This is a genomic window from Propioniciclava sp. LT294 (genome assembly GCF_059516005.1).
The window spans coordinates 103,364-121,670 of the sequence record NZ_JCAKNG010000006.1 but is presented as its reverse complement, the minus strand read 5'-3'; the positions used below and the strand labels follow the sequence as shown (position 1 = coordinate 121,670).

17 protein-coding genes are annotated in these 18,307 nt (G+C 70.5%); 8 read left to right on the top strand and 9 right to left on the bottom strand.

All coding sequences use genetic code 11. The annotated features are described in order from the left end of the window. The first annotated feature begins 122 nt into the window (after positions 1-122). Both uxaC and AC5YDA_RS09685 read left to right on the top strand, forming a co-directional pair. Positions 123-1,541 carry a glucuronate isomerase gene (gene uxaC, locus AC5YDA_RS09690; RefSeq protein ID WP_496189171.1) on the top strand — a complete coding sequence of 473 codons (1,419 nt, stop codon included), beginning with the start codon at positions 123-125 and terminating at the stop codon, positions 1,539-1,541. A 162-nt stretch (positions 1,542-1,703) separates the two neighbouring features. Then, complete coding sequence (locus tag AC5YDA_RS09685) at positions 1,704-2,663, top strand: LacI family DNA-binding transcriptional regulator (protein WP_496192941.1); 960 nt, start codon at positions 1,704-1,706, stop codon at positions 2,661-2,663. A 13-nt stretch (positions 2,664-2,676) separates the two neighbouring features. Here AC5YDA_RS09685 and AC5YDA_RS09680 read toward each other — a convergent pair whose 3' ends face one another. Beyond that, entirely contained in the window at positions 2,677-3,975 is a 1,299-nt protein-coding gene (locus AC5YDA_RS09680) for a lactate racemase domain-containing protein (RefSeq protein ID WP_496189169.1), read from the bottom strand. A gap of 182 nt (positions 3,976-4,157) precedes the next feature. On the opposite strand from AC5YDA_RS09680, the gene AC5YDA_RS09675 reads away from it, so the two are divergent. Continuing rightward, on the top strand, positions 4,158-5,528 hold the full coding sequence (locus tag AC5YDA_RS09675) for a mannitol dehydrogenase family protein (RefSeq protein ID WP_496189168.1): 1,371 nt from the start codon (positions 4,158-4,160) through the stop codon (positions 5,526-5,528). Between the two features lie 40 nt (positions 5,529-5,568). Here AC5YDA_RS09675 and AC5YDA_RS09670 read toward each other — a convergent pair whose 3' ends face one another. From AC5YDA_RS09670 to pyrR, 4 genes are all read right to left on the bottom strand, one after another. Beyond that, a complete protein-coding gene (locus AC5YDA_RS09670) occupies positions 5,569-5,778 on the bottom strand; it encodes a dodecin (RefSeq protein ID WP_496189167.1) in 210 nt (69 codons plus the stop codon). A gap of 67 nt (positions 5,779-5,845) precedes the next feature. Beyond that, positions 5,846-7,126: a dihydroorotase gene (locus tag AC5YDA_RS09665; protein ID WP_496189166.1), complete on the bottom strand. Its 1,281-nt coding sequence runs from the start codon at positions 7,124-7,126 to the stop codon at positions 5,846-5,848. A 2-nt stretch (positions 7,127-7,128) separates the two neighbouring features. Beyond that, the gene (locus tag AC5YDA_RS09660) at positions 7,129-8,064 is read right to left on the bottom strand and encodes an aspartate carbamoyltransferase catalytic subunit (RefSeq protein WP_496189165.1); all 936 of its coding nucleotides are present in this window, start codon (positions 8,062-8,064) and stop codon (positions 7,129-7,131) included. Then, positions 8,064-8,618 carry a bifunctional pyr operon transcriptional regulator/uracil phosphoribosyltransferase PyrR gene (pyrR, locus tag AC5YDA_RS09655; RefSeq protein WP_496189164.1) on the bottom strand — a complete coding sequence of 185 codons (555 nt, stop codon included), beginning with the start codon at positions 8,616-8,618 and terminating at the stop codon, positions 8,064-8,066. Before pyrR ends, AC5YDA_RS09660 begins: the two co-directional genes overlap by 1 nt. A 66-nt stretch (positions 8,619-8,684) precedes the next feature. Here pyrR and AC5YDA_RS09650 point away from each other — a divergent pair, with 66 nt between their 5' ends. Next, positions 8,685-8,876 carry a hypothetical protein gene (locus AC5YDA_RS09650; protein ID WP_496189163.1) on the top strand — a complete coding sequence of 64 codons (192 nt, stop codon included), beginning with the start codon at positions 8,685-8,687 and terminating at the stop codon, positions 8,874-8,876. Here AC5YDA_RS09650 and AC5YDA_RS09645 read toward each other — a convergent pair. Together AC5YDA_RS09645 and pepN are read right to left on the bottom strand one after the other, a co-directional pair. Then, positions 8,873-10,006, bottom strand: a complete 1,134-nt coding sequence (locus AC5YDA_RS09645; protein WP_496189162.1) for a Nif3-like dinuclear metal center hexameric protein — start codon at positions 10,004-10,006, stop codon at positions 8,873-8,875. The genes AC5YDA_RS09650 and AC5YDA_RS09645 overlap by 4 nt on opposite strands. Before the next feature lie 59 nt (positions 10,007-10,065). Next, positions 10,066-12,642 (bottom strand): aminopeptidase N, encoded by a 2,577-nt coding sequence (gene pepN, locus AC5YDA_RS09640; protein ID WP_496192940.1) that lies wholly within the window; start codon positions 12,640-12,642, stop codon positions 10,066-10,068. Between the two features lie 110 nt (positions 12,643-12,752). On the opposite strand from pepN, the gene AC5YDA_RS09635 reads away from it, so the two are divergent. From AC5YDA_RS09635 to AC5YDA_RS09620, 4 genes are read left to right on the top strand one after another with little or no spacing between them, the layout of a single operon-like run. Beyond that, complete coding sequence (locus AC5YDA_RS09635; protein WP_496192939.1) at positions 12,753-13,355, top strand: mycothiol-dependent nitroreductase Rv2466c family protein; 603 nt, start codon at positions 12,753-12,755, stop codon at positions 13,353-13,355. Positions 13,356-13,395: 40 nt separating this feature from the next. After that, positions 13,396-13,851 (top strand): ribose-5-phosphate isomerase, encoded by a 456-nt coding sequence (locus AC5YDA_RS09630; RefSeq protein ID WP_496189160.1) that lies wholly within the window; start codon positions 13,396-13,398, stop codon positions 13,849-13,851. A gap of 42 nt (positions 13,852-13,893) precedes the next feature. Further along, the gene (locus AC5YDA_RS09625) at positions 13,894-14,733 is read left to right on the top strand and encodes an Fpg/Nei family DNA glycosylase (RefSeq protein WP_496189159.1); all 840 of its coding nucleotides are present in this window, start codon (positions 13,894-13,896) and stop codon (positions 14,731-14,733) included. After that, on the top strand, positions 14,730-16,184 hold the full coding sequence (locus tag AC5YDA_RS09620; RefSeq protein ID WP_496189158.1) for a hypothetical protein: 1,455 nt from the start codon (positions 14,730-14,732) through the stop codon (positions 16,182-16,184). The genes AC5YDA_RS09625 and AC5YDA_RS09620 overlap by 4 nt, the downstream gene beginning before the upstream one ends. Positions 16,185-16,324: 140 nt before the next feature. On the opposite strand, the gene AC5YDA_RS09615 is transcribed toward AC5YDA_RS09620, so the two are convergent. Together AC5YDA_RS09615 and AC5YDA_RS09610 are read right to left on the bottom strand one after the other, a co-directional pair. Next, entirely contained in the window at positions 16,325-16,678 is a 354-nt protein-coding gene (locus tag AC5YDA_RS09615) for a hypothetical protein (RefSeq protein ID WP_496192938.1), read from the bottom strand. A 169-nt stretch (positions 16,679-16,847) separates the two neighbouring features. Continuing rightward, positions 16,848-18,281 carry a 4Fe-4S binding protein gene (locus AC5YDA_RS09610; RefSeq protein WP_496189156.1) on the bottom strand — a complete coding sequence of 478 codons (1,434 nt, stop codon included), beginning with the start codon at positions 18,279-18,281 and terminating at the stop codon, positions 16,848-16,850. Positions 18,282-18,307: the final 26 nt, after the last annotated feature.

Sequence of the window (18,307 nt, the reverse complement as noted above, 5' to 3'; positions counted from 1 at the left end):
AACACGTTCATCTTGCCGCAACGCCGAACGGCGGGTAGCCGGTTGCCTTGTTTGCCCTGCATTCACCGGAAAGTGGCGGCAATCGGCTGTGTATGGCGCAGAGGCCCGACAGAATGGCCACCATGACAGAGCCGTTGACCCTCAATCCCGATCGGCTGTTCCCGGCCGAACCGCAGACTCGCGCGGTCGCCCGCAAGCTGTACGACCAGATCAAGGACCTGCCGATCCTGTCACCCCACGGCCACGTCCCCCCGGCCTGGATCGCCGACGACATCCCCTTCTCCGACCCGACCAACCTGTTGCTGACGCCCGACCACTACGTCAACCGCATCATGCACGGGCAGGGCGTCGACCTCGCCGACCTCGGCGTCCCGATGGGGCGCACCGACTTCAGCGCCGATCAGGCGCGCAACGCGTGGCGCACCTTCTGCCGCAACTGGTACCTGTACCGCGGCACGCCGATGAAGTTCTGGATGGAGGCGGAACTCGTCGACATCTTCGGTGTGGACGTCCGCCCGTCGGAGGAGACCGCCGACCGCATCTACGACCAGATCTCCGAGAAGCTCGCCCAGCCCGAGTTCAAGCCGCGGGCGCTGATGGACCGCTTCAACATCGAGTTCATCGCGACCACGGACGACCCGCTGGACGACCTGGAGCACCACGCCAAGATCCGCGAGGACGCTTCGTTCACCCGCACCGTCGCCCCGACCTACCGCCCCGACAAGTACCTCGAGCCGGCCCGGGACGACTGGAACGGCCTCATGGACGCCCTGGCCGAGAAGACCGGCATCGACACCGGCACCTTCGCCGGTTGGGTCGAGGCCATGGAGAACCGTCGCGCGTTCTTCAAGTCGATGGGGTCCACCTCGACCGACCACAGCCACGCCGACCTGGGCGCCGAGCCGCTGGACGACGCAGAGGCCGTCTACGCCAAGGCCCGCCGGGGCGAGGCGTCGAACGAGGAGTGCACCGCCCTGCGCAAGGCCTTCATGTTCGAGCAGGCGCGCATGGCATCGGAGGACGGCCTCGTGATGACCGTCCACCCGGCCGTGTACCGCAACCACCACCAGGGCACCTTCCAGAAGTACGGCGCAGACGTGGGCGGCGACATCCCGATGGCCATCGAGGTCGTCAACACGCTGCAGCCCATGCTGAACGCGTTCGGCACGAACCCGAACTTCCGCATCATCCTGTTCGGCATGGACGAGACCGTCTACAGCCGGGAGGTGGGCCCGCTCGCCGGGTTCTACCCGTCGGTGTACGTCGGCCCGCCGTGGTGGTTCATCGACGCCCCGGACGCCATCAAGCGCTGGCGCAAGGCCGTCACCGAGTACGGCACGTTCTACAAGACGTGCGGCTTCATCGACGACACGCGCGCGTTCATGTCGATCCCGGCCCGCCACGACGTGGCGCGTCGCTGTGACGTGTCCCACCTGGCCGAACTCGTGGTCGAGGGTCGACTCGACCTCGACGAGGCCGAGCAGACGGCGTTCGACCTGACCTCGACGCTGCCGCGCAAGGCGTTCAACATCCCGGGCTGATCGCGCTCTGAGACAACGCCACCGCTGCCCCGGCCCACCCAGCACCCGCTGGGTGGGCCGGGGCACAAGTTCGCTCAAGTTCGTTGCACGAGGTTGCCAAGTTGCTAGGGTTCGGTCATGGTCAATGAGCCGGGGACTGGGTCGGATGCCACCATCTACGACGTGGCACGCGTCGCAGGTGTGAGTCCGTCGACCGTGTCCCGGGCGTTCTCCCGGCCCGGGCGCGTGAGCGCGCAGACCGCCGAGAAGATCCGCCAGGTCGCCGAGGAGCTCGGTTACCGCGCCCGCGAGGTCGCCCGCACCACGGCCAAGAGCACCACGAAGGTCCTGGGCCTGGCCGTCGCCGACATCACCAACCCATTCAACTTCCGCGTGATCCGCGGCTGCCAGGCCGCCGCCGCCGAGGCCGGCTTCGTCGTCACCCTGAACGACGCCCAGGAGTCCGAGGCGCTCGAGCGCGAGATGCTGCGCCGCTCCATGCCGTTGCTGGACGGCCTGATCATCGCCAGTTCGCGCCTGTCCGACACGGAGCTGCGCACCGTGGCCAAGAGCATCCCGACCGTCGTGCTGAACCGCCGGGTGGCGGGGTTGCACTGCATCATCCCCGACATGGGGCATGGCGTCCGCAAGGCCGCCGAGCACCTGATCGCGCTCGGTCACCGCAACATCACCTACCTGGCCGGGCCGGAGGCGTCCTGGGCCGACGGCATGCGCTGGCGGGCGATGCGCGACTCCGCCAAGGAGCTGGGCTTCACCGAACACCGCGTGGGCCCGTTCGCCCCGACGATCCAGGGTGGACGCGGTGCCGCCGAGGTCATCGCCGCCCGGCGACTCAAGGCGGTCGTCTGCTACAACGACCTGATGGCCATCGGCCTCATGCAGGGCCTGGCCGAGCGCGGCATCAAGGTGCCGGAGCAGGTCAGCGTCGTCGGGTTCGACAACATCTTCGCCTCGGCCCTCATCACGCCGGGCCTGACCACCGTCGCGGCGCCGCTCACGATGCTGGGCGACTCCGCGGTCCGTTACATCGTGGCGGCGCTGACGGGGCACAAGGCCGCGGACTCCGCCCCGGTGTCGGTGCCCGTCCGGCTGATCGTGCGTCAGAGCACCGGCCCCGCGTAAGCGGCGTCACGCCTCAGGCGTTCTTGCGCAGGCGGTACAGGACCTCCCCGGCGTTCTCCTGGACGTAGACGCTCGGGTCGTTCTTCCACGCCTCGACGTCCACGGCGTCCAGCGGGAGGTACCCGAGGTTGACCGACCGGCAGACCTCCTCGGGGATCTGCGTGCACAGGGTCACCTTGATGCGGTTGGTCTCCACCCCCGTCTCGGGGTCGTAGGAGCCGGCGCCGCGCACGTGGGTCGAGTGCGCGAGCACGCCCTTGGGGACGGTGGAGAACTTGTCCCACTGCTTGGTGAAGTACTCGATCGAGTGGTAACCGATGTCGTAGATCTCCGGGTGCTGCTCGGAGACCTCGGTGACGTGGGGGGCGTAGATGATGACCTCGCCGCCGTCGGCCATGGCCGGCTGCATCTTGTAGCAGCCCTTCGCGGCGGTCCAGATGTCGTCGTAGCGCGTCGGCATCATGGCCAGCACCTTGGTGAAGGGCTCGTCGACATGGACGACGTGGCTCTCGGCGGCGATGTCGGCGGCGTCGGCCCACGAGGACTCCGTGTCGCCGAACGACACCGACTCCAACTCGCCCGTGCCGGACTGGACGACGATGCACAACGCGTACTTGTCGTTGGGGATCAGCTCGACGCCGGCGTTGATGATCTTGCGCACCGGGGTGACGCCCGGGGAGCCGATCATGTCCTCGACACCGATGAGCGCGCCGACCCAGTGCGACAGGTCGATGGCGTCGTGGGTCGAGCAGCCGGGGATGAAGTACTTGTTGCCACCCGAGATGCCGACCACCTCGTGCGGGAACACCGGGCCGATGACCAGGTTGATGTCGGCCTCCACGACGTGGCGGTTCATCTCGACGACGACGTCCTCGGACATGGAACCGTTGGACAGCTCCCGGATCCGGTCCGCCGTCAGCGTGCCGATGTTCACGATCTGGGAGGGATCGAGGAACTCGTGGTTGACGATCGTCATGCCGGGGTAGACCGACTCGAGGGTCTCGCCGTCGGTGATGCCGAACCAGGCGTCGATCTCGTCGGGTTCCATGTAGGAGTGGGTGCCCAGGGCGATGACGCACGTCAGCGACGCCACGCGGTCGATGAGGTACTTGTGGGCGGTGCCGACCACCAGCCGCAGCGGGCAGCTGCGCGTACCGTCCGGCACCACGAGGACGACGTTCTTGCCGTCGAAGTCGACCCGCTGGAACTGCTCGGCGACGAAGGCGTCCAACTCCGCATCGCTGACCGTCCGGTGGGGTCCACCGATGGTCACGGCCTCGAGGGTGGCCGCAGTGGTCACGTCTGTCGTCACGAATGCCTCCTAAGTGCGGGTCGCGTGGGCCCCAGCCTAGTCCGGACGCCCTTGCCCCACATCCGAAATGGCGCAGCCACCGTGGCAACTTACGGCCTTTCCGCCCCTCCTGTGGGGCGGGCGAACTAGTCTCGGGACCACATGGATCCCCCCACCGGTGCCGCTTGGAAAGGAACTCACTCGTGGCTCGTCGACTCTCCCGTTCGCAGGACGGACGTCCCGCCGCTCCTGTTCGGATCGTCCACCTCGGGATGGGCAACTTCTTCCGCGCCCACCAGGCGATGTACACCGATCGCGCCCCCGACGCGGGTGAGTGGGGCATCGCCGCGTTCACCGGGCGCTCGCTGGGCATCGTCCCGCAGATGCAGGAGCAGGACAACCTGTACACCCTCGTCGTGCAGAACCCGGAGGGCAACGACTACCAGGTGATCAGCTCGCTGTCGGCCACCCACTCGGGCACCGACGTGGAGCAGCTGCTGGAGTACTTCCGCTCGCCCGAACTGGCGATCGTCACCTCGACCATCACCGAGGCCGGCTACCTGCCCAAGCCGGGCGGTGGCCTGAACGCGGAGCACCCGGCCGTCCAAGCCGACATCGAGGCGATCCGGGCCGGCAACCTGGCGGGCGTGACCACGGCGCCGGGCAAGTTCGCCGCCGGACTGCTCGTCCGCCGCGAGGCGGGTGCCGGCCCGATCACCTTCTGCCCGTGTGACAACGTTCCGGACAACGGCGAGATGGTCGCCCACGTGGTCCGCGACATCGCCGCACTCGTCGACCCGACGCTGCCGGAGTGGGTGGAGGAGAACGTCGGGTTCGCCACCACGATGATCGACCGCATCACCCCGGCGATCTCCGCCGAGGCGCTGCAGGCGATCACCGACGACACCGGTGTCGAGGATCCCGCCGCCGTCGCGACCGAGCCCTTCACCGAATGGGTCATCGCGGGCGACTTCAAGGCAGGACGCCCCCGCTGGGAGGACGCGGGGGCGAACTTCGTCGACGACATCACCCCGCACGAGCTGCGCAAGCTCTGGCTGCTCAACGGCTCGCACTCGCTCATGGCGTACGCCGCCACGATCGTCGGGCGTCCGACCGTGTACGAGGCCATCTCGGACCCGGTCGTGGCCGGCTGGGTGAACGAGTGGTGGGACGTCGCGGCCCAGCACCTGCCGCTGCCCGCCGCGGAGGTGGACGCCTACCGCGCCGCCCTGCTGGAGCGCTTCGGCAACCCGCGCATGAAGGACCAGCTCGCCCGCATCGCGGCCGACGGCTCGGTGAAGATCCCGATCCGCATCGTGCCGGCGCTGAACGCCGAGCGTGCGGCCGGTGGCGAGCCGATCGGTGCCGAGCGCGCGGTCGCCGCCTGGGTCCTGCACCTGCGTGGCGTGGGCGCCCCGTTCCAGGACGCCAACGCCGACGCGGTCAAGGGCTTCGGTGAGGGCACGCTGGAGGAGTCGGTCGAGAAGGCCTGCGACCACCTCGGCATCCCGGATGCCGCCGCCCGCGCCTCGATCCTGGCGCTGGCGCGGGAGTTGGAGGGCCTGGCCGCCTGACGCCGGGGCCCGCCGGCCCGTCACCCACCTCTGCCGATCCTCAGTCGTCGATGCGGAAGCCGAGCTTCAACGTCACCTGGAAGTGGGCCACCTGTCCGTCGACGAGGTGCCCGCGCGTGCTCACGACCTCGAACCACTCCAGGTTGCGCACCGTCCGGTTGGCGCGCGCCACCGCGCCGCGGATGGCGTCGTCGAACGACTCCTTGGAGGTGCCGACGATCTCGCTGATGCCGTACGTGTGGTCACTCATGGTGCTCCTCCTCGGTCAATGGATGAGGCATTCTCGCCGAGGGGCAGCACTGCCGACAAGGGCCGGGTCAGCGCCGGTGGGTGATCCTCCCGGCCCACACCGTGAGCTCGACCGGATCGGGCAGGTCGAGGCCGTGGTAGGGGTTGTTGCGCGACTTGGACGCCGACCGGTTGCGGTCGACCATCGAGCGGCGCGACGGGTCGACGAGGACGAGGTTGGCGGGTTCACCCACCGTGATCGGACGCCCCTGGTGCGCCAGGCGGCCGATGCGGGCGGGCGCGAGCGACATGCGGTCGGCCACGCCGGCCCAGTCGAGGCGCCCGGTCGACACCATGACCTCCATCACCACGGCGAGGGCCTCCTCGAGGCCGAGCATGCCGGGGGAGGCCACGTCGAACGGGTGGTCCTTGTCCTGCACGGTGTGGGGCGCGTGGTCGGTGGCGACGATGTCGATCGTCCCGTCGGCCAGGGCCTCGCGCAGTGCCTCGATGTGCTCCGAGGGGCGCAGGGGCGGGTTGACCTTGAACGTCGTGTCGTAGGTCTCCACGTGCGGGGTGTCCAGCAGCAGGTGGTGCGGCGTCACCTCGGCCGTCACGACGGCCCTGCCACGCTTCTTCGCCCAGCGGATCACCTCGACCGACTCCGCGGTCGAGATGTGGCAGGCGTGGTAGCTGCCGCCGGTGAACTCGGCGAGTTGGACGTCGCGGGCGATGATCGTGGACTCGGCGACCGTGGGCCAGCCGGGCAGCCCGAGCCGGCCGGAGACCTCGCCCTCGTGGCAGCAGGCACTCGGGCCGGCGAGCCGCGGGTCCTGGGCGTGCTGGGCGACGACCCCGCCGTAGGGCTTGAGGTAGGTCAGCGCCCGGCGCATGATCAACGAGTCGTGGACACACGCCCCGTCGTCCGAGAAGACCCGGACGCCCTGGGCGGCCATCAGCCCCAGCTCGGCCAGTTCCTCACCCTCCCGGCCCTTGGTCACCGCGCCGATCGGCACGACCTCGCAGTGGCCGTCCCGGATCCCCAGCTCGGCGATGTACTGCGCGGCCTCGGCGGTGTCGGTGGTCGGGGTGAGGTTCGGCATCGCGAACACGGCGGTGTAGCCACCCCGCGCGGCCGCCAGGGTGCCGGTCGCGACGGTCTCGGCATCCTCCTTGCCGGGCTCGCGGAGATGGGTGTGGAGGTCGACCAGACCCGGCAGGGCGAGGAGCCCGGCGGCGTCGATGCGCTCGGCGTCGCCGGGGGCGTCCGCCGCGTCGACGAAACGCCCGTCGGCGATCGCCAGGTCGGTGGTCGAGCCGTCCGCCAGCTCGACGCCGGTCAGGATCAGGGACCGGGTAGCGTCCGCCATGGTCAACGTCCTCCCTCTCCACCCAGCAGGTGGTACAGCACGCTCATCCGGACGGCCACACCGGCCGACACCTGGTCCAGCACCCGTGAGTTGGCGGCGTCCGCCGCCTCGCTGCTGATCTCGACGCCGCGGTTCATCGGGCCGGGGTGCATGATCGCGGCGGTCGGCTTGAGCCGGGCCAGCCGTTCGGCGGTCAGCCCGTACTCGGTCGCGTACTCGCGGGCCGTCGGGAAGAACCCACCCGACATGCGCTCGCGCTGGACGCGCAGCATCATCACGACGTCGGCGGATTCCAGCGCCTCGTCGAAGTCCTGGGTCACGTGGACCCCCCACGTGTCCACGCCCGACGGCAGGAGGGTCGGGGGAGCGACGAGGGTGACCTGGCCGCCGAGCGTCCGCTGGAGGAGCACGTTCGAGCGGACGACCCGGCTGTGCAGCAGGTCGCCCACGATCGCGATGCGCTTGCCCTCGAAGGTGTCGGCCTGCTTCTGCTCGCGGAAGTGCTGGCGCATCGTGTAGGCGTCCAGCAGGGCCTGCGTGGGGTGTTCGTGCTGGCCGTCACCGGCGTTCACGACGGACGCCCTGACCCACCCGGCGGCCTGGGCGGCGGCGCCCGAGCTCGCGTGGCGGATGATGAAGCAGTCCACGCCCATGGCGTCCAGCGTCAGCATGGTGTCGCGCAGCGACTCGCCCTTGCTGACCGAGGAACCCTTGCCGGACACGTTGATGGTGTCGGCGCTCATCCACTTGCCGGCGATCTCGAAGGAGGTGCGGGTGCGGGTGGAGTCCTCGAAGAACATGTTGATGATCGTGCGGCCGCGCAGCGCCGGCAGCTTCTTGATCGGACGGCTCTGGACCTCGTGCATCTCCTCGGCGACGTCGAGGAGCGACTGCACCTCCGACTCGGACAGGTCGGCGGCGCTCAGCAGGTGGCGCATCAGGACTCCTTGGGCTGGCTGAGGGTCACCAGGTCCTCGCCGTCGATCTCGGCGAGAGCCACGCGAACGTGCTCGGCCGAACTCGTCGGAAGGTCCTTGCCGACGTGGTCGGCCTGGATGGGCAGGTCGCGGTGTCCGCGGTCGATGAGGACGGCGAGCCGGACGGCGCGGGGCCGGCCCAGGTCCTTCAGTGCGTCCATCGCGGCCGCGATGGTACGCCCCGAGAAGAGGACGTCGTCGACGAGGACCACGGTCCTGCCGTCGAGCGACACGGGGATCCGGGTCGGGCCGACCGCGCGGGTGGGGTTGGAGCGCAGGTCGTCGCGGTACATCGTGATGTCGAGTTCCCCGACCGGCACCTCGACGCCCTCGGCCTCGGCGATCAGGGCGCCCAGGCGTCGTGCGAGGGGGATGCCGCGGGTGCGGATGCCGAGCAGGACCAGGTCCTCGGGGCCGCGGTTGGCCTCCAGCACCTGGTGGGCGATGCGCTTCAAAGCGCGATGCACGTCGTGGCTGTCCCAGATGACCCGGACGCCATCCTCGTCTGCACTCACCAAGCTCTCCCTCGACCGCTCATTGCGGCAGTCAATCTACCCCAGTTGTCCGCTAGCATTCCGGCCATGTCGCATCTCGCCCTGATCACCCTGCTCGAAACCCTGCCGGGCTGGCCGGATGTCGTCGAGCCCAGCCTCATGGAGTCGCTCGTGATCCTCGCCGGGATCCCGGCGGCCATCGCCGTGGTGGCCACGGTCGCCATCATGGGGCCGCAGTGGTTCCGCCAGTCGCAGGGCAAGGAGCTCGAGCGCCGCTAGTAGCGCTCGCGCCACGGATCGGTGACGATCCGTGAGACGGTCGACCCCAGACGGACACCGGCGTCCACGGCCGCCCGCTCCAGCACCCGCTGCGCCACCGGCAGCCACGTCCACTCGGCTGCCCAGTGCGGCACGTCCACCAACACGGGGGCGTCCGCGTGCGCCAGGAAGTCCTGGGCCGGGTGGTGGCGCAGGTCGCCCGTGACGTAGGCGTCCACCCCGGCCGCCCGCACGGCGTCCAGCATCGAGTCACCGGCGCCGCCGACGACCGCCACCGTCTCCAGGACCCGGTCCGGATCCCCGCCCAGCTTCACGCCGCCGGCCGTGGCCGGAACGTTCGCCGCGACCCGCCGGGCGAACGCGCGGGCCGTGAGCGGCTCGACCAGCCGGCCGATGCGGCCCAGCCCCCGGTCGGACGCCTCGGGTGCCAACTCGAGCACGTCGAAGGCCGGCTCCTCGTACGGGTGGGCCGCGCGCAGCGCCGCCAGCACGGCGGACCGGCGCCGGCGGGGCAACACCATCTCCACGCGGGTCTCCTCGACGCGTTCGATCGCGCCGATGTTCCCGATCGTGGGGTTCGCCCCCGCCAGCGGACGGAAGGTGCCCGTCCCGGTCGCGGTGAACGCGCACCGGTCGTAGTCGCCGATCGCACCCGCGCCCGCGAGGGCGAGGGCGTCGATGACGCCCTCGGCGTCCGCGGTCGGGACGAACGTGACGACCTTGTCGAGCGGGTCGCCGGGCGCCGGCCGGAGCGGCCGGAGGTCGGTCAGCCCACACGCGGACGCCAGTGCCTCGGCCACACCGTCCGGGGCCGAGTCGGCGTTGGTGTGCGCCGCGAACTGCGCGATGCCCGCTCGGATCAGGCGGACCAGGACCCGGCCCCTGGGTTGATCGGTCCGCACGGCATGGACGCCGCGCAGCAGCAGGGGGTGGTGGGTGACGACCAACTGCGCACCCACGCGCTCGGCCTCGTCGACCACCTCGTCGGTGCAGTCGACGGCGAACAGGACGTGGTCCACCGCAGCGTCGGGGTCGCCGCAGCCCAGGCCGACGCGGTCCCAGTCCTCGGCGAGGCTCTCGGGGTAGGCGGCCTGCAGCCAGCCCATGATCGTGCGGACGTCCGTGGCCATGGCCCCGACCCTACTGGGCGGCACCCGGGCCCGCTCGGAGACGGCCGCATGGGGGGCGGCTACTCCGCTCGGGGCCGGTTGACCTGCGCGTCCTGGTTGTTGAGCGCGCGGACGGCGTCGTCGCGCCGTTCCACGACGAGGCGGCGGACCGACTCGGGCAGGTGACGCTCGGCCAGGAAGGCGTCCAGCTTGTCGATGAAGGCCCGGTCGGCGAGCGGGCGCGGGAAGAGGAGACCGAGGACGTGCTGGCGGATCGTGGTGGACGCGGTGGCCCAGCGGCCCTCGCCCGAGCCGATGTCGTCCACCACCTCGAGGTACTTGTCGACGTAGGGCGCGAGCAGGTCGTCCTGGTCGAGCTGCCAGAAATGGCTGCAGACCTGGACGTGGGTCTCGTTCGGGGTCTCCCGCTCGGTCGCCGCGGCCCAGGCGTCGGCCTTGGCGGCCGCGTCCTTCGAGGCAGCCCTCGCCCCGGCGGCCTTCTCGGCGCCGGTGGCGGTGTGGTCGCGCTCGGCCTCGGCGGCGATCTCGGCTTCGCCGACGGCGCCGACACGGGCCAACTCGGTGACCAGTCGCCAGCGCACGTCGGCGTCGATGGCGAGGCCCTCGGGCACCTCCTCGCCGTCCAGCCACGCCTTCAGCACGGCGGCGCCGACCTCGTCGTTGATGGAGTGGGCCAGCGAGCGGGCCAGTGCGAGCTGGTGGTCGGAGCCGGCGACGGACTCCTTCAGCAGCTTGGCGAGGCCGGCGGTGAACCGATCGGCCAGCGCGCGGCGGTCACCGCGGTCCGCGTAGTAGTCGATCGCGGTGCGCGCCTGCAGCAGGAGTGCGGCCACCGCGGTGAGGTCCGTCTCGACGCCGACGCCGCGCAGGACGAGGTCCACATAGTCGGACACCGCCATCTCACCGTCGCGCGTGAGGTCCCACGTGGCGCCCCAGGCCAGGGCGCGCGCCAGCTCATCGTCCAACGCGTGCACGTGGTTCACGAGCGTCGCCAGCGACCGTCCGTCCAGGCGGATCTTGGCGTAGGTGAGGTCGTCGTCGTTGAGGAGCAGCAGGTCGGGACGCCGCTGGCCGACGACCTCCGGCACCTCGGTGTACTCGCCGTCGATGTCGAACTCGAAGCGTTGGGTCCGCGTGAGCTTCCCGTCGACCACGTTGTAGAAGCCCAGCGCGATGCGGTGCCGGCGCAGGGTCGGCCACTGCTGGGTGGCCCACTGGCGGATGCCGAAGCGGGTGAAGGTGTCACCGTCGGTGTCCCAGTCGGCGGCCAGGGTGTTCACGCCCGCCGTCTGCAACCACTGTGTCGTGAAGAAGGAGAGGTCGCGGGTGGATGCCACCTGCAGGTGGTGGAGCAGGTCGTCCAGTCGCGTGTTGCCCCAGGCGTGCTCCGCGAAGTAGGTGCGGACGCCTGCCAGGAAGTCCTCCTCGCCGACGAACGCGACGAGCTGACGCAGCGCGGAGGCGCCCTTGGCGTAGGTGATGCCGTCGAAGTTCAGCTCGACCGCCTCGAGGTCGTACATGTCCGCGGCGATGGGGTGCGTCGAGGGCAACTGGTCCTGACGATAGGCCCACGTCTTGCGCTGGTTGCAGAAGGTGGCCCACGGGTTGGCCCTGTCGCCGTACCGGGCGCGGATCTGCTCCTGCGCGAAGTGGGCGGCGAACTCGGCGAACGACTCGTTGAGCCACAGGTCGTCCCACCACGTCATGGTGACGAGGTCGCCGAACCACATGTGGGCCATCTCGTGCAGGATCGTGTTGTCGCGGCCCTCGTAGGCGGCGGCGGTCTGGCGGCTGCGGAAGATGTACTCGTCGCGGAAGGTCACGCAACCCGCGTTCTCCATGGCGCCGAAGTTGAACTCCGGCACGAACACCTGCGCGTAGTCCTCGAACGGGTAGGTGCGACCGAAGTGCTTCTCGAACACCGCGAACCCGCGCTTGGTCGTCTCGAAGATCCGGTCGGCACGGAGCGCGTCCGCCAAGGACTGGCGGACGTGGACCGACAGCGGGATCTCCGAGCCGTCCTCCCGGGTCCAGGAGTCGAGGACCGAGTGGAACTCACCCGCGCACAGGGCGGTGATGTAGGTCGAGATGCGCTGGGTGGGGGCGAACTCCCAGCGGGCGAACCGGTCGTCGATGGCCGTCGGCTGGACGGCGGGGCTGTTGGAGAGCACCGTCCACTCCTGCGGGGCCAGCGCCGTGAACTGGAAGGTGGCCTTGAGGTCGGGCTGCTCGAACGTGGCGAACACCCGCCGGGCATCGGCGACCTCGAACTGGCTGTACAGGTAGACACGGCCGTCCGCCGGGTCGACGAAGCGGTGCAGGCCCTCCCCGGTGCGGGAGAACCGCATGGTGCCCTCGACCTCGAGCACGTGCTCACCCTCGGAGAGTTCCAGGGTCAGGTGCTCCCCGTCGAAGGCATGGGCGGGGAGGGGCTGTCCGTCGAGGGTGGCCGACACCGCGTCGGAGATGATGTTGGCGTTGGTCACGCACGCGATCGAGCTGAACCGGATGCGGGTGGACGAGGTGAACGTCGTGTCGCTCGATCCGGTGAGGTCGATGGTCACCTCGTAGGAATCCACGCGGAGTTGTCCGCTGCGGGTCCTGGCCTCGTCACGGGTGATGTTGGCGCGGAACATGCAGGCTCGATTCTCGGGTCGAATGGGTACGATCGCCCAGCCTACCGGGGCGGTCTTCCGCGTGCCGCCCGCAACAATTCAGTGTGGGGGCGGCCCACTACGCTGGCGCCATGACGCAGAAGGTTGATCTCTGGTTCGATCCGATTTGCCCGTGGGCCTGGATGACGTCCCGCTGGATGCTCGAGGTCGAGAAGGTTCGGGACGTGCACGTCGACTTCCACGTGATGAGCCTGTCCGTGCTCAACGAGGGGCGCGACCTGCCTCCCGACTACCGCCGGATGTTGGACGAGGCCTGGTCCCCGGCGCGCGTCGCGCTCGCCGTCGAGAGCGGGCACGGCCAGCAGGCCCTCCGCGACTTCTACACCGCCATCGGCACGCGCTTCCACCCGGGTGAGGAACCGCGGACGCGCGAGACCATCGAGGGTGCGCTCGCCGACGTCGGCCTGCCGGTGACGTTGGCCGACCTCGGCGAGACGGACGCCCACAACGGCGACCTGCGCGCCAGCCACCACGCCGGGATGGACCCGGTCGGTGACGAGGTCGGCACGCCGGTGATCCACCTGAACGGCAAGGCACTGTTCGGCCCGGTCATCTCCCCGGCACCCAAGGGGGAGGAGGCCGGCAACCTGTTCGATGGATTCGCCAAGGTCACCGCGTACCCCGGCTTCTTCGAGCTCAAGCGGACCCGCACCGTGGGGCCGATCTTCGACTGAGGGTGTGGTGCGTCGGCGCCGCGTGGGGGAGACTGGCGGCATGCGCGTTCACATTGCCACCGACCACGCGGCATTCGACCTCAAGCAGTTCCTGGTCAGGGAACTGACGGCGCTCGGGCACGAGGTGATCGACCACGGCGCCGCCACCTATGACGCCCAGGACGACTACCCCGCGTTCATCATCCCGGCGGCCGAGGCGGTCGCGGCCGACCCGGAGTCGTTCGGGATCATCCTCGGCGGGTCGGGCAATGGGGAGCAGATGGCCGCCAACAAGGTGAAGGGGATCCGCGCGGGGCTGGCGTACAACCTCGTCATGGCCCGGCTGGCGCGCGAGCACACGAACGCGAACATCCTGTCCATGGGTGGCCGGATGCAGAGCCTCCCGGAGGCGCTGGCGATGGCCAAGGTCTTCCTCGACACGCCGTTCTCCGGGGATCCCCGACACGTCCGACGGCTGGCCATGATCGAGGCGTACGAAGAAGGACGCCGGGCCTGACCCCCGCGGGTCGGGGACGGGCCGCCGACTAGACTCCCCGGCATGCCCGAAGGACACGTCACGCACCGGCTCGCCCGCGCCCTGACCAGCGAGTTCGGTGGGCGCCCGGTCTCGGTGACCTCCCCGCAGGGGCGCTTCGCGGAGGCGGCCGCCTTGCTGGACGGGCGAACGCTGGACGGCGCGGACTCCGTGGGCAAGCACCTGCTGGTGGACTTCGACCTCGGCACCATCTGGATCCACCTGGGCCTGATCGGCAAGTTCCGGTTCAACACCGACTTCCCGCCGCCCAACCCCACCACGCTGCGATTGCGCCTCACGGACGGACGCACGGCAGCCGACCTGCGTGGGCCCCAGTGGTGTCGGCTCGTCACGCCCAGCGAGCGCGAAGCCGTGATCGCCGACTCGGGCCCCGACCCGATCCGGACCGACGCCGACCCCGAGCGAGCATGGGCCGCCACCTCCCGCTCCCGCAAGCCGATCGCCGCCGTGCTGATGGACCAAAGGGCCTTCGCCGGCGTCGGGAACATCTTTCGCGCCGAGGTGCTCCACCGGCACCGGATCGACCCGATGCTGCCGGCTCGGGACCTCCCGCGGCCCGTCTTCGACGCCGTCTGGTCCGACCTGGTGATGCTCATGCGCGCGGCGGTGGAGGTCGGGCGCATCGACACGGTCGCCGACGACCACACGCCCGAGGCGACCGGACGTGACCCCCGCGTCGACCGGCACGGGGGCGAGGTCTACGTGTACCGGCGCGCCGACCTGCCCTGCCACGTGTGCGGCACGCGGGTCTCGTCCGCAGAGCTTGCCGGCCGCAACCTCTACTGGTGCGGGGTCTGCCAGGCGCCGGGGTCCACGGGCCTCGTCGAGGTGCCCGGCTCGTGAGCTGGGGCTTCACGTGCACGGTGAGTGGCGGCGGGCGCGGGCTGCTGGTGCGCCGCGGCACCGCGTCGGTCGCCGAACTCGTCTTCGGGCTGCCGGGGGAACCCGTCGACGGTGGGGAGCCGGACGGCACCGAGGCTCGGCTCACCCGCGACGAGACCACCACCGTGCGCCTGCGCCACATCGGCGACCCGGACGGCTGGACCACGGTCGTCTCCCTCGACAACACCGATGCCGCCGAGCGGCCGCTGCCGCCCTTGGGCATGGTCGTCGGCGCGCACGACGGCTGGAGCGGCTGGTCGTGGGCCAGCGACACCGAGGGCTTCGTGCTGCTGGCGCCCCGGGACGCCCCCGGTCCGGCTCTGCTCGTCCGCCTTCGGCAGGGGTTCCTGAGGTCGGCGTCCGGGCTGCGCGCGCTCACGCCGCTCGACCGGCGAGGGGATGCGTTGGGCGACGGCGTCGGGGCGTTCCACCTCGCGGATCCCACTGGATCGATCCGGCCCTACGGTCGCCACCAGACCACGCTGGAGTTCGAAGAGGTTGCGGACGCCGCCGCCGTGCGCGGTCTGCTGCCGGCATGGCTCCCCGAACTCGTGGTGCCTCCCGGCGATGACCTCCGCATCGAGGAGCCCGACCTGGCGGTCGTGCCGGGCGCCCGCGTCCGGATGTCCACGCAGGACACGACCAGCGTCCTGCTCGCCGAGCCGGGGCACCGCGACCTGGCGGTGCACGGTGTCCGGGGCGTGCAGCGGTTGGCCTCGACGTTCGTGCCGGCGGTGGAGCCCTTCCTGGCGGACGTGACCGCGGCCCTGAAGTCCAAGCGTCCCTCGGCGTTGCCCTCGGCCACCGGGGCGGTGATCGCGTCGGCGCTGTCCCGCAGGGCCGTGGCCGACCCGGAGGCGGTCCTGGACTGGCTGGAACGCGAGGACTGGCTCGCACGGGGCGACATCTTCGGGCCCGCGATCGCCGCGGTCATCGCGACCGAGACCCACGACGAGGCCCTCCTGGGGGCGGCCTGCGAAGCGGTGTCGGGTGCTGAGCCGGAGGTGGGCCTGGGGATCGTCGCCACGCGGTGCTGGCTGGCCACGCTCCGGATGGGCATGCCCCCCCTGGACCTCACCCGTGTCTTCACGCGCGCGACCTCGCCCGCGGCGGCCTTCGAGGCGGCGCTGCTACGGAACGCGGACGCTGATCTCTTCGGCCCCCGCGTCCACGGAGCGGCCCACCGATTCGGGGACGGGGTCCTGCCGGGCCGGCCGCTGGGGCTGTCCGAGGCGGACGCCGGGCTGCTGGTCGCGCTGCTCAGGCTGGTCCCGGAGGAGTGGCCGGCCAAACAGGTGGCCGCCGCGGCCGCCGAGCGGGGGAGTGCCCTGCTGTTGGCCGACCACGCCGACGGCCTGCACCCGGGGCACGAGGGCCTGGCCTGGTTGCTGCTGGGCGAGATCGGCGCCTGAGAGCCGACGGGGTGGGGAGACTTCGACCCTGCTGAGGTCCTTGGGCCTCTTTGCCACAATGCCACCATGAGTCTTGGCGACCTGCGACGAGCGATGCGCCATCACGGGGGCTTCCACTGGTGGATGATCCCCTGGTGGGGTTACGCCCTCGCCGTCGGTACCGTCGTGGCCGTGGTCCTGGTCGTGTTCGCGCTGGTGAACGTCATCACGCGACCGCCGGCACCGGACCCGTGGGGGCGGCCCGAGGTCGGCGTCCGGGTGGCGCCGGCGGCCACTGCGTCGCCCCGGTCGACTCCCACGCCGGAGGAGACAGCCATCCCGGAGCCCACGGCCTCGCCCTCGGTGACGCCCGCACCGGCTCCGCGGACCCCAGCATCGTCGACGACACGGCCCACCGCGCGTGCGCCGAGGGTCACCACGGCCGCCTCCGTAGTCCCCGGACCGGCTCCCACGACGCCCTCCCCGGCTCCCACGACGCCCTCTCCGGCTCCCACGGCGCCGCCCACACCGACACCCCCGCCTCTGCCGCTGCCCGAGCCCACGGTTCCTGTCGATCCACCGGCGCCGACGCCGTCTGTCCAGCCCTGAGGCGGTCGGGCCGGGCCCCCGTCGTCGTGGGGAGGGTACGCGCGGGGGACGCACGCCCTGTTCCCGCACTCGCTCTCACATGCGGTGGGCCATCGGCAGCAGGAACAGGTACGTGTTCATCACCGTGAGGATCCCGAGCAGGACGAGGTACGGCGCCATCGTCGCCCGGCGACGCACCGCGTCCCGATGCCGGCCGTACGCGATGCGACGGACGGTGTACACCGAACCGACCACTCCCAGCGCCAGCACCAGCAACTGCAGGAACAGGATCGCCCCGGGGTCCGCCAAGGCCGTCGAGCCCCCGACGGTCGTGACACCGAAGAGGGCCGCCACGGTCGAGAACACCAGCGACCCCTCGGCCAGCAGGTGGAACAGGTTGTGGGCCAGGTGGGCGGCGATGTCCAGCGGGATGAGGGCGTACCCGAAGCGGGCGAAGTTCGTCAGGGTGCTCTCACCGCTGCCGCGGGCGGCGACCCGGGAACCGAGCGCCAGCATGCCGACCGGAATCGAGACCGCGACGACGAACGCGACCGTGAAGATGAGCGGGTAGCTGGTGACACCGGTGGTCCGCTCGATCCAGACGAGGACGTCCTCCCACACGGTCAGCATCGTGAGGTTCTGGATGAAGACGATGCCCATGATCGCCAGGGCCAGGAACGACTCCTCGACCTTCGGCTTGGTGATGAACCACAGCTCGCTCAGCGGCTTGCGCACCCGTAGGCGCAGGGCGTCGTTGGGACAGGCCTTGATGCAGTTGGCGCACAGGGAGCAGTTGGCGTTCGTGTCCATCGTGCGGGGGAACGTGAACAAGGGGCAGCCCGGCAGCTTGTCCGTGCCGTTGAAGCAGGCAGCGCGCGCCGTGCAGGTCGCACAGACGTCCAGGTCGGCCCGCAGTTCGACGATGCCGCTGCGCGCGTAGTTGCTGCACAGCCCGCCGAGGAAGCACAGGTAGCGGCAGAAGGTCCTCCGCTGGAACAGGGCGCCGGACACGATCACGCCCGTGGTGAGGAGCAGCAGGAGGACGCCGGATCCCCACGGTGACTCGACGATCCCCCAGATGTGGTCACTCCAGGTGATCGCGAGGAACTGGGCGTCGATGATCCAGATGCCGTAGACCTTGAGGAAGCGGGGGACCGGCCGGTTGACGCCGACCCATTTCTGGACGAAGTCCGAGATGGCACCGAACGGGCACACGGCGCACCAGAAGCGACCCAGCACCACGAACGTGATGGGCAGCAACGGCCACCACAGCACCCACATCAGGGCGGTGCCGGCGTTCTTGTGGGCGGTGTCGGGTCCGGCGAGCAACTGGTAGGCGACCAGCCCGAAGACGGCGGCCACCGGGGCCTGGAAGATGCCGGGGTACCAGCGGCTGCGCAGGAACCGCGCCAGCAGGGGGATCTTCAACAGGTTCCGACCAGCCGGCGGCTCGGTGAGCAGGGGCAGCGGCCTCCGCCCCCGAGGAGGTGCGATGTGGTCGTCGGGGCGCGTGGGCACGGGTGCGGGCATGGTGTGTTCCTCAGACGGGTCGTGGG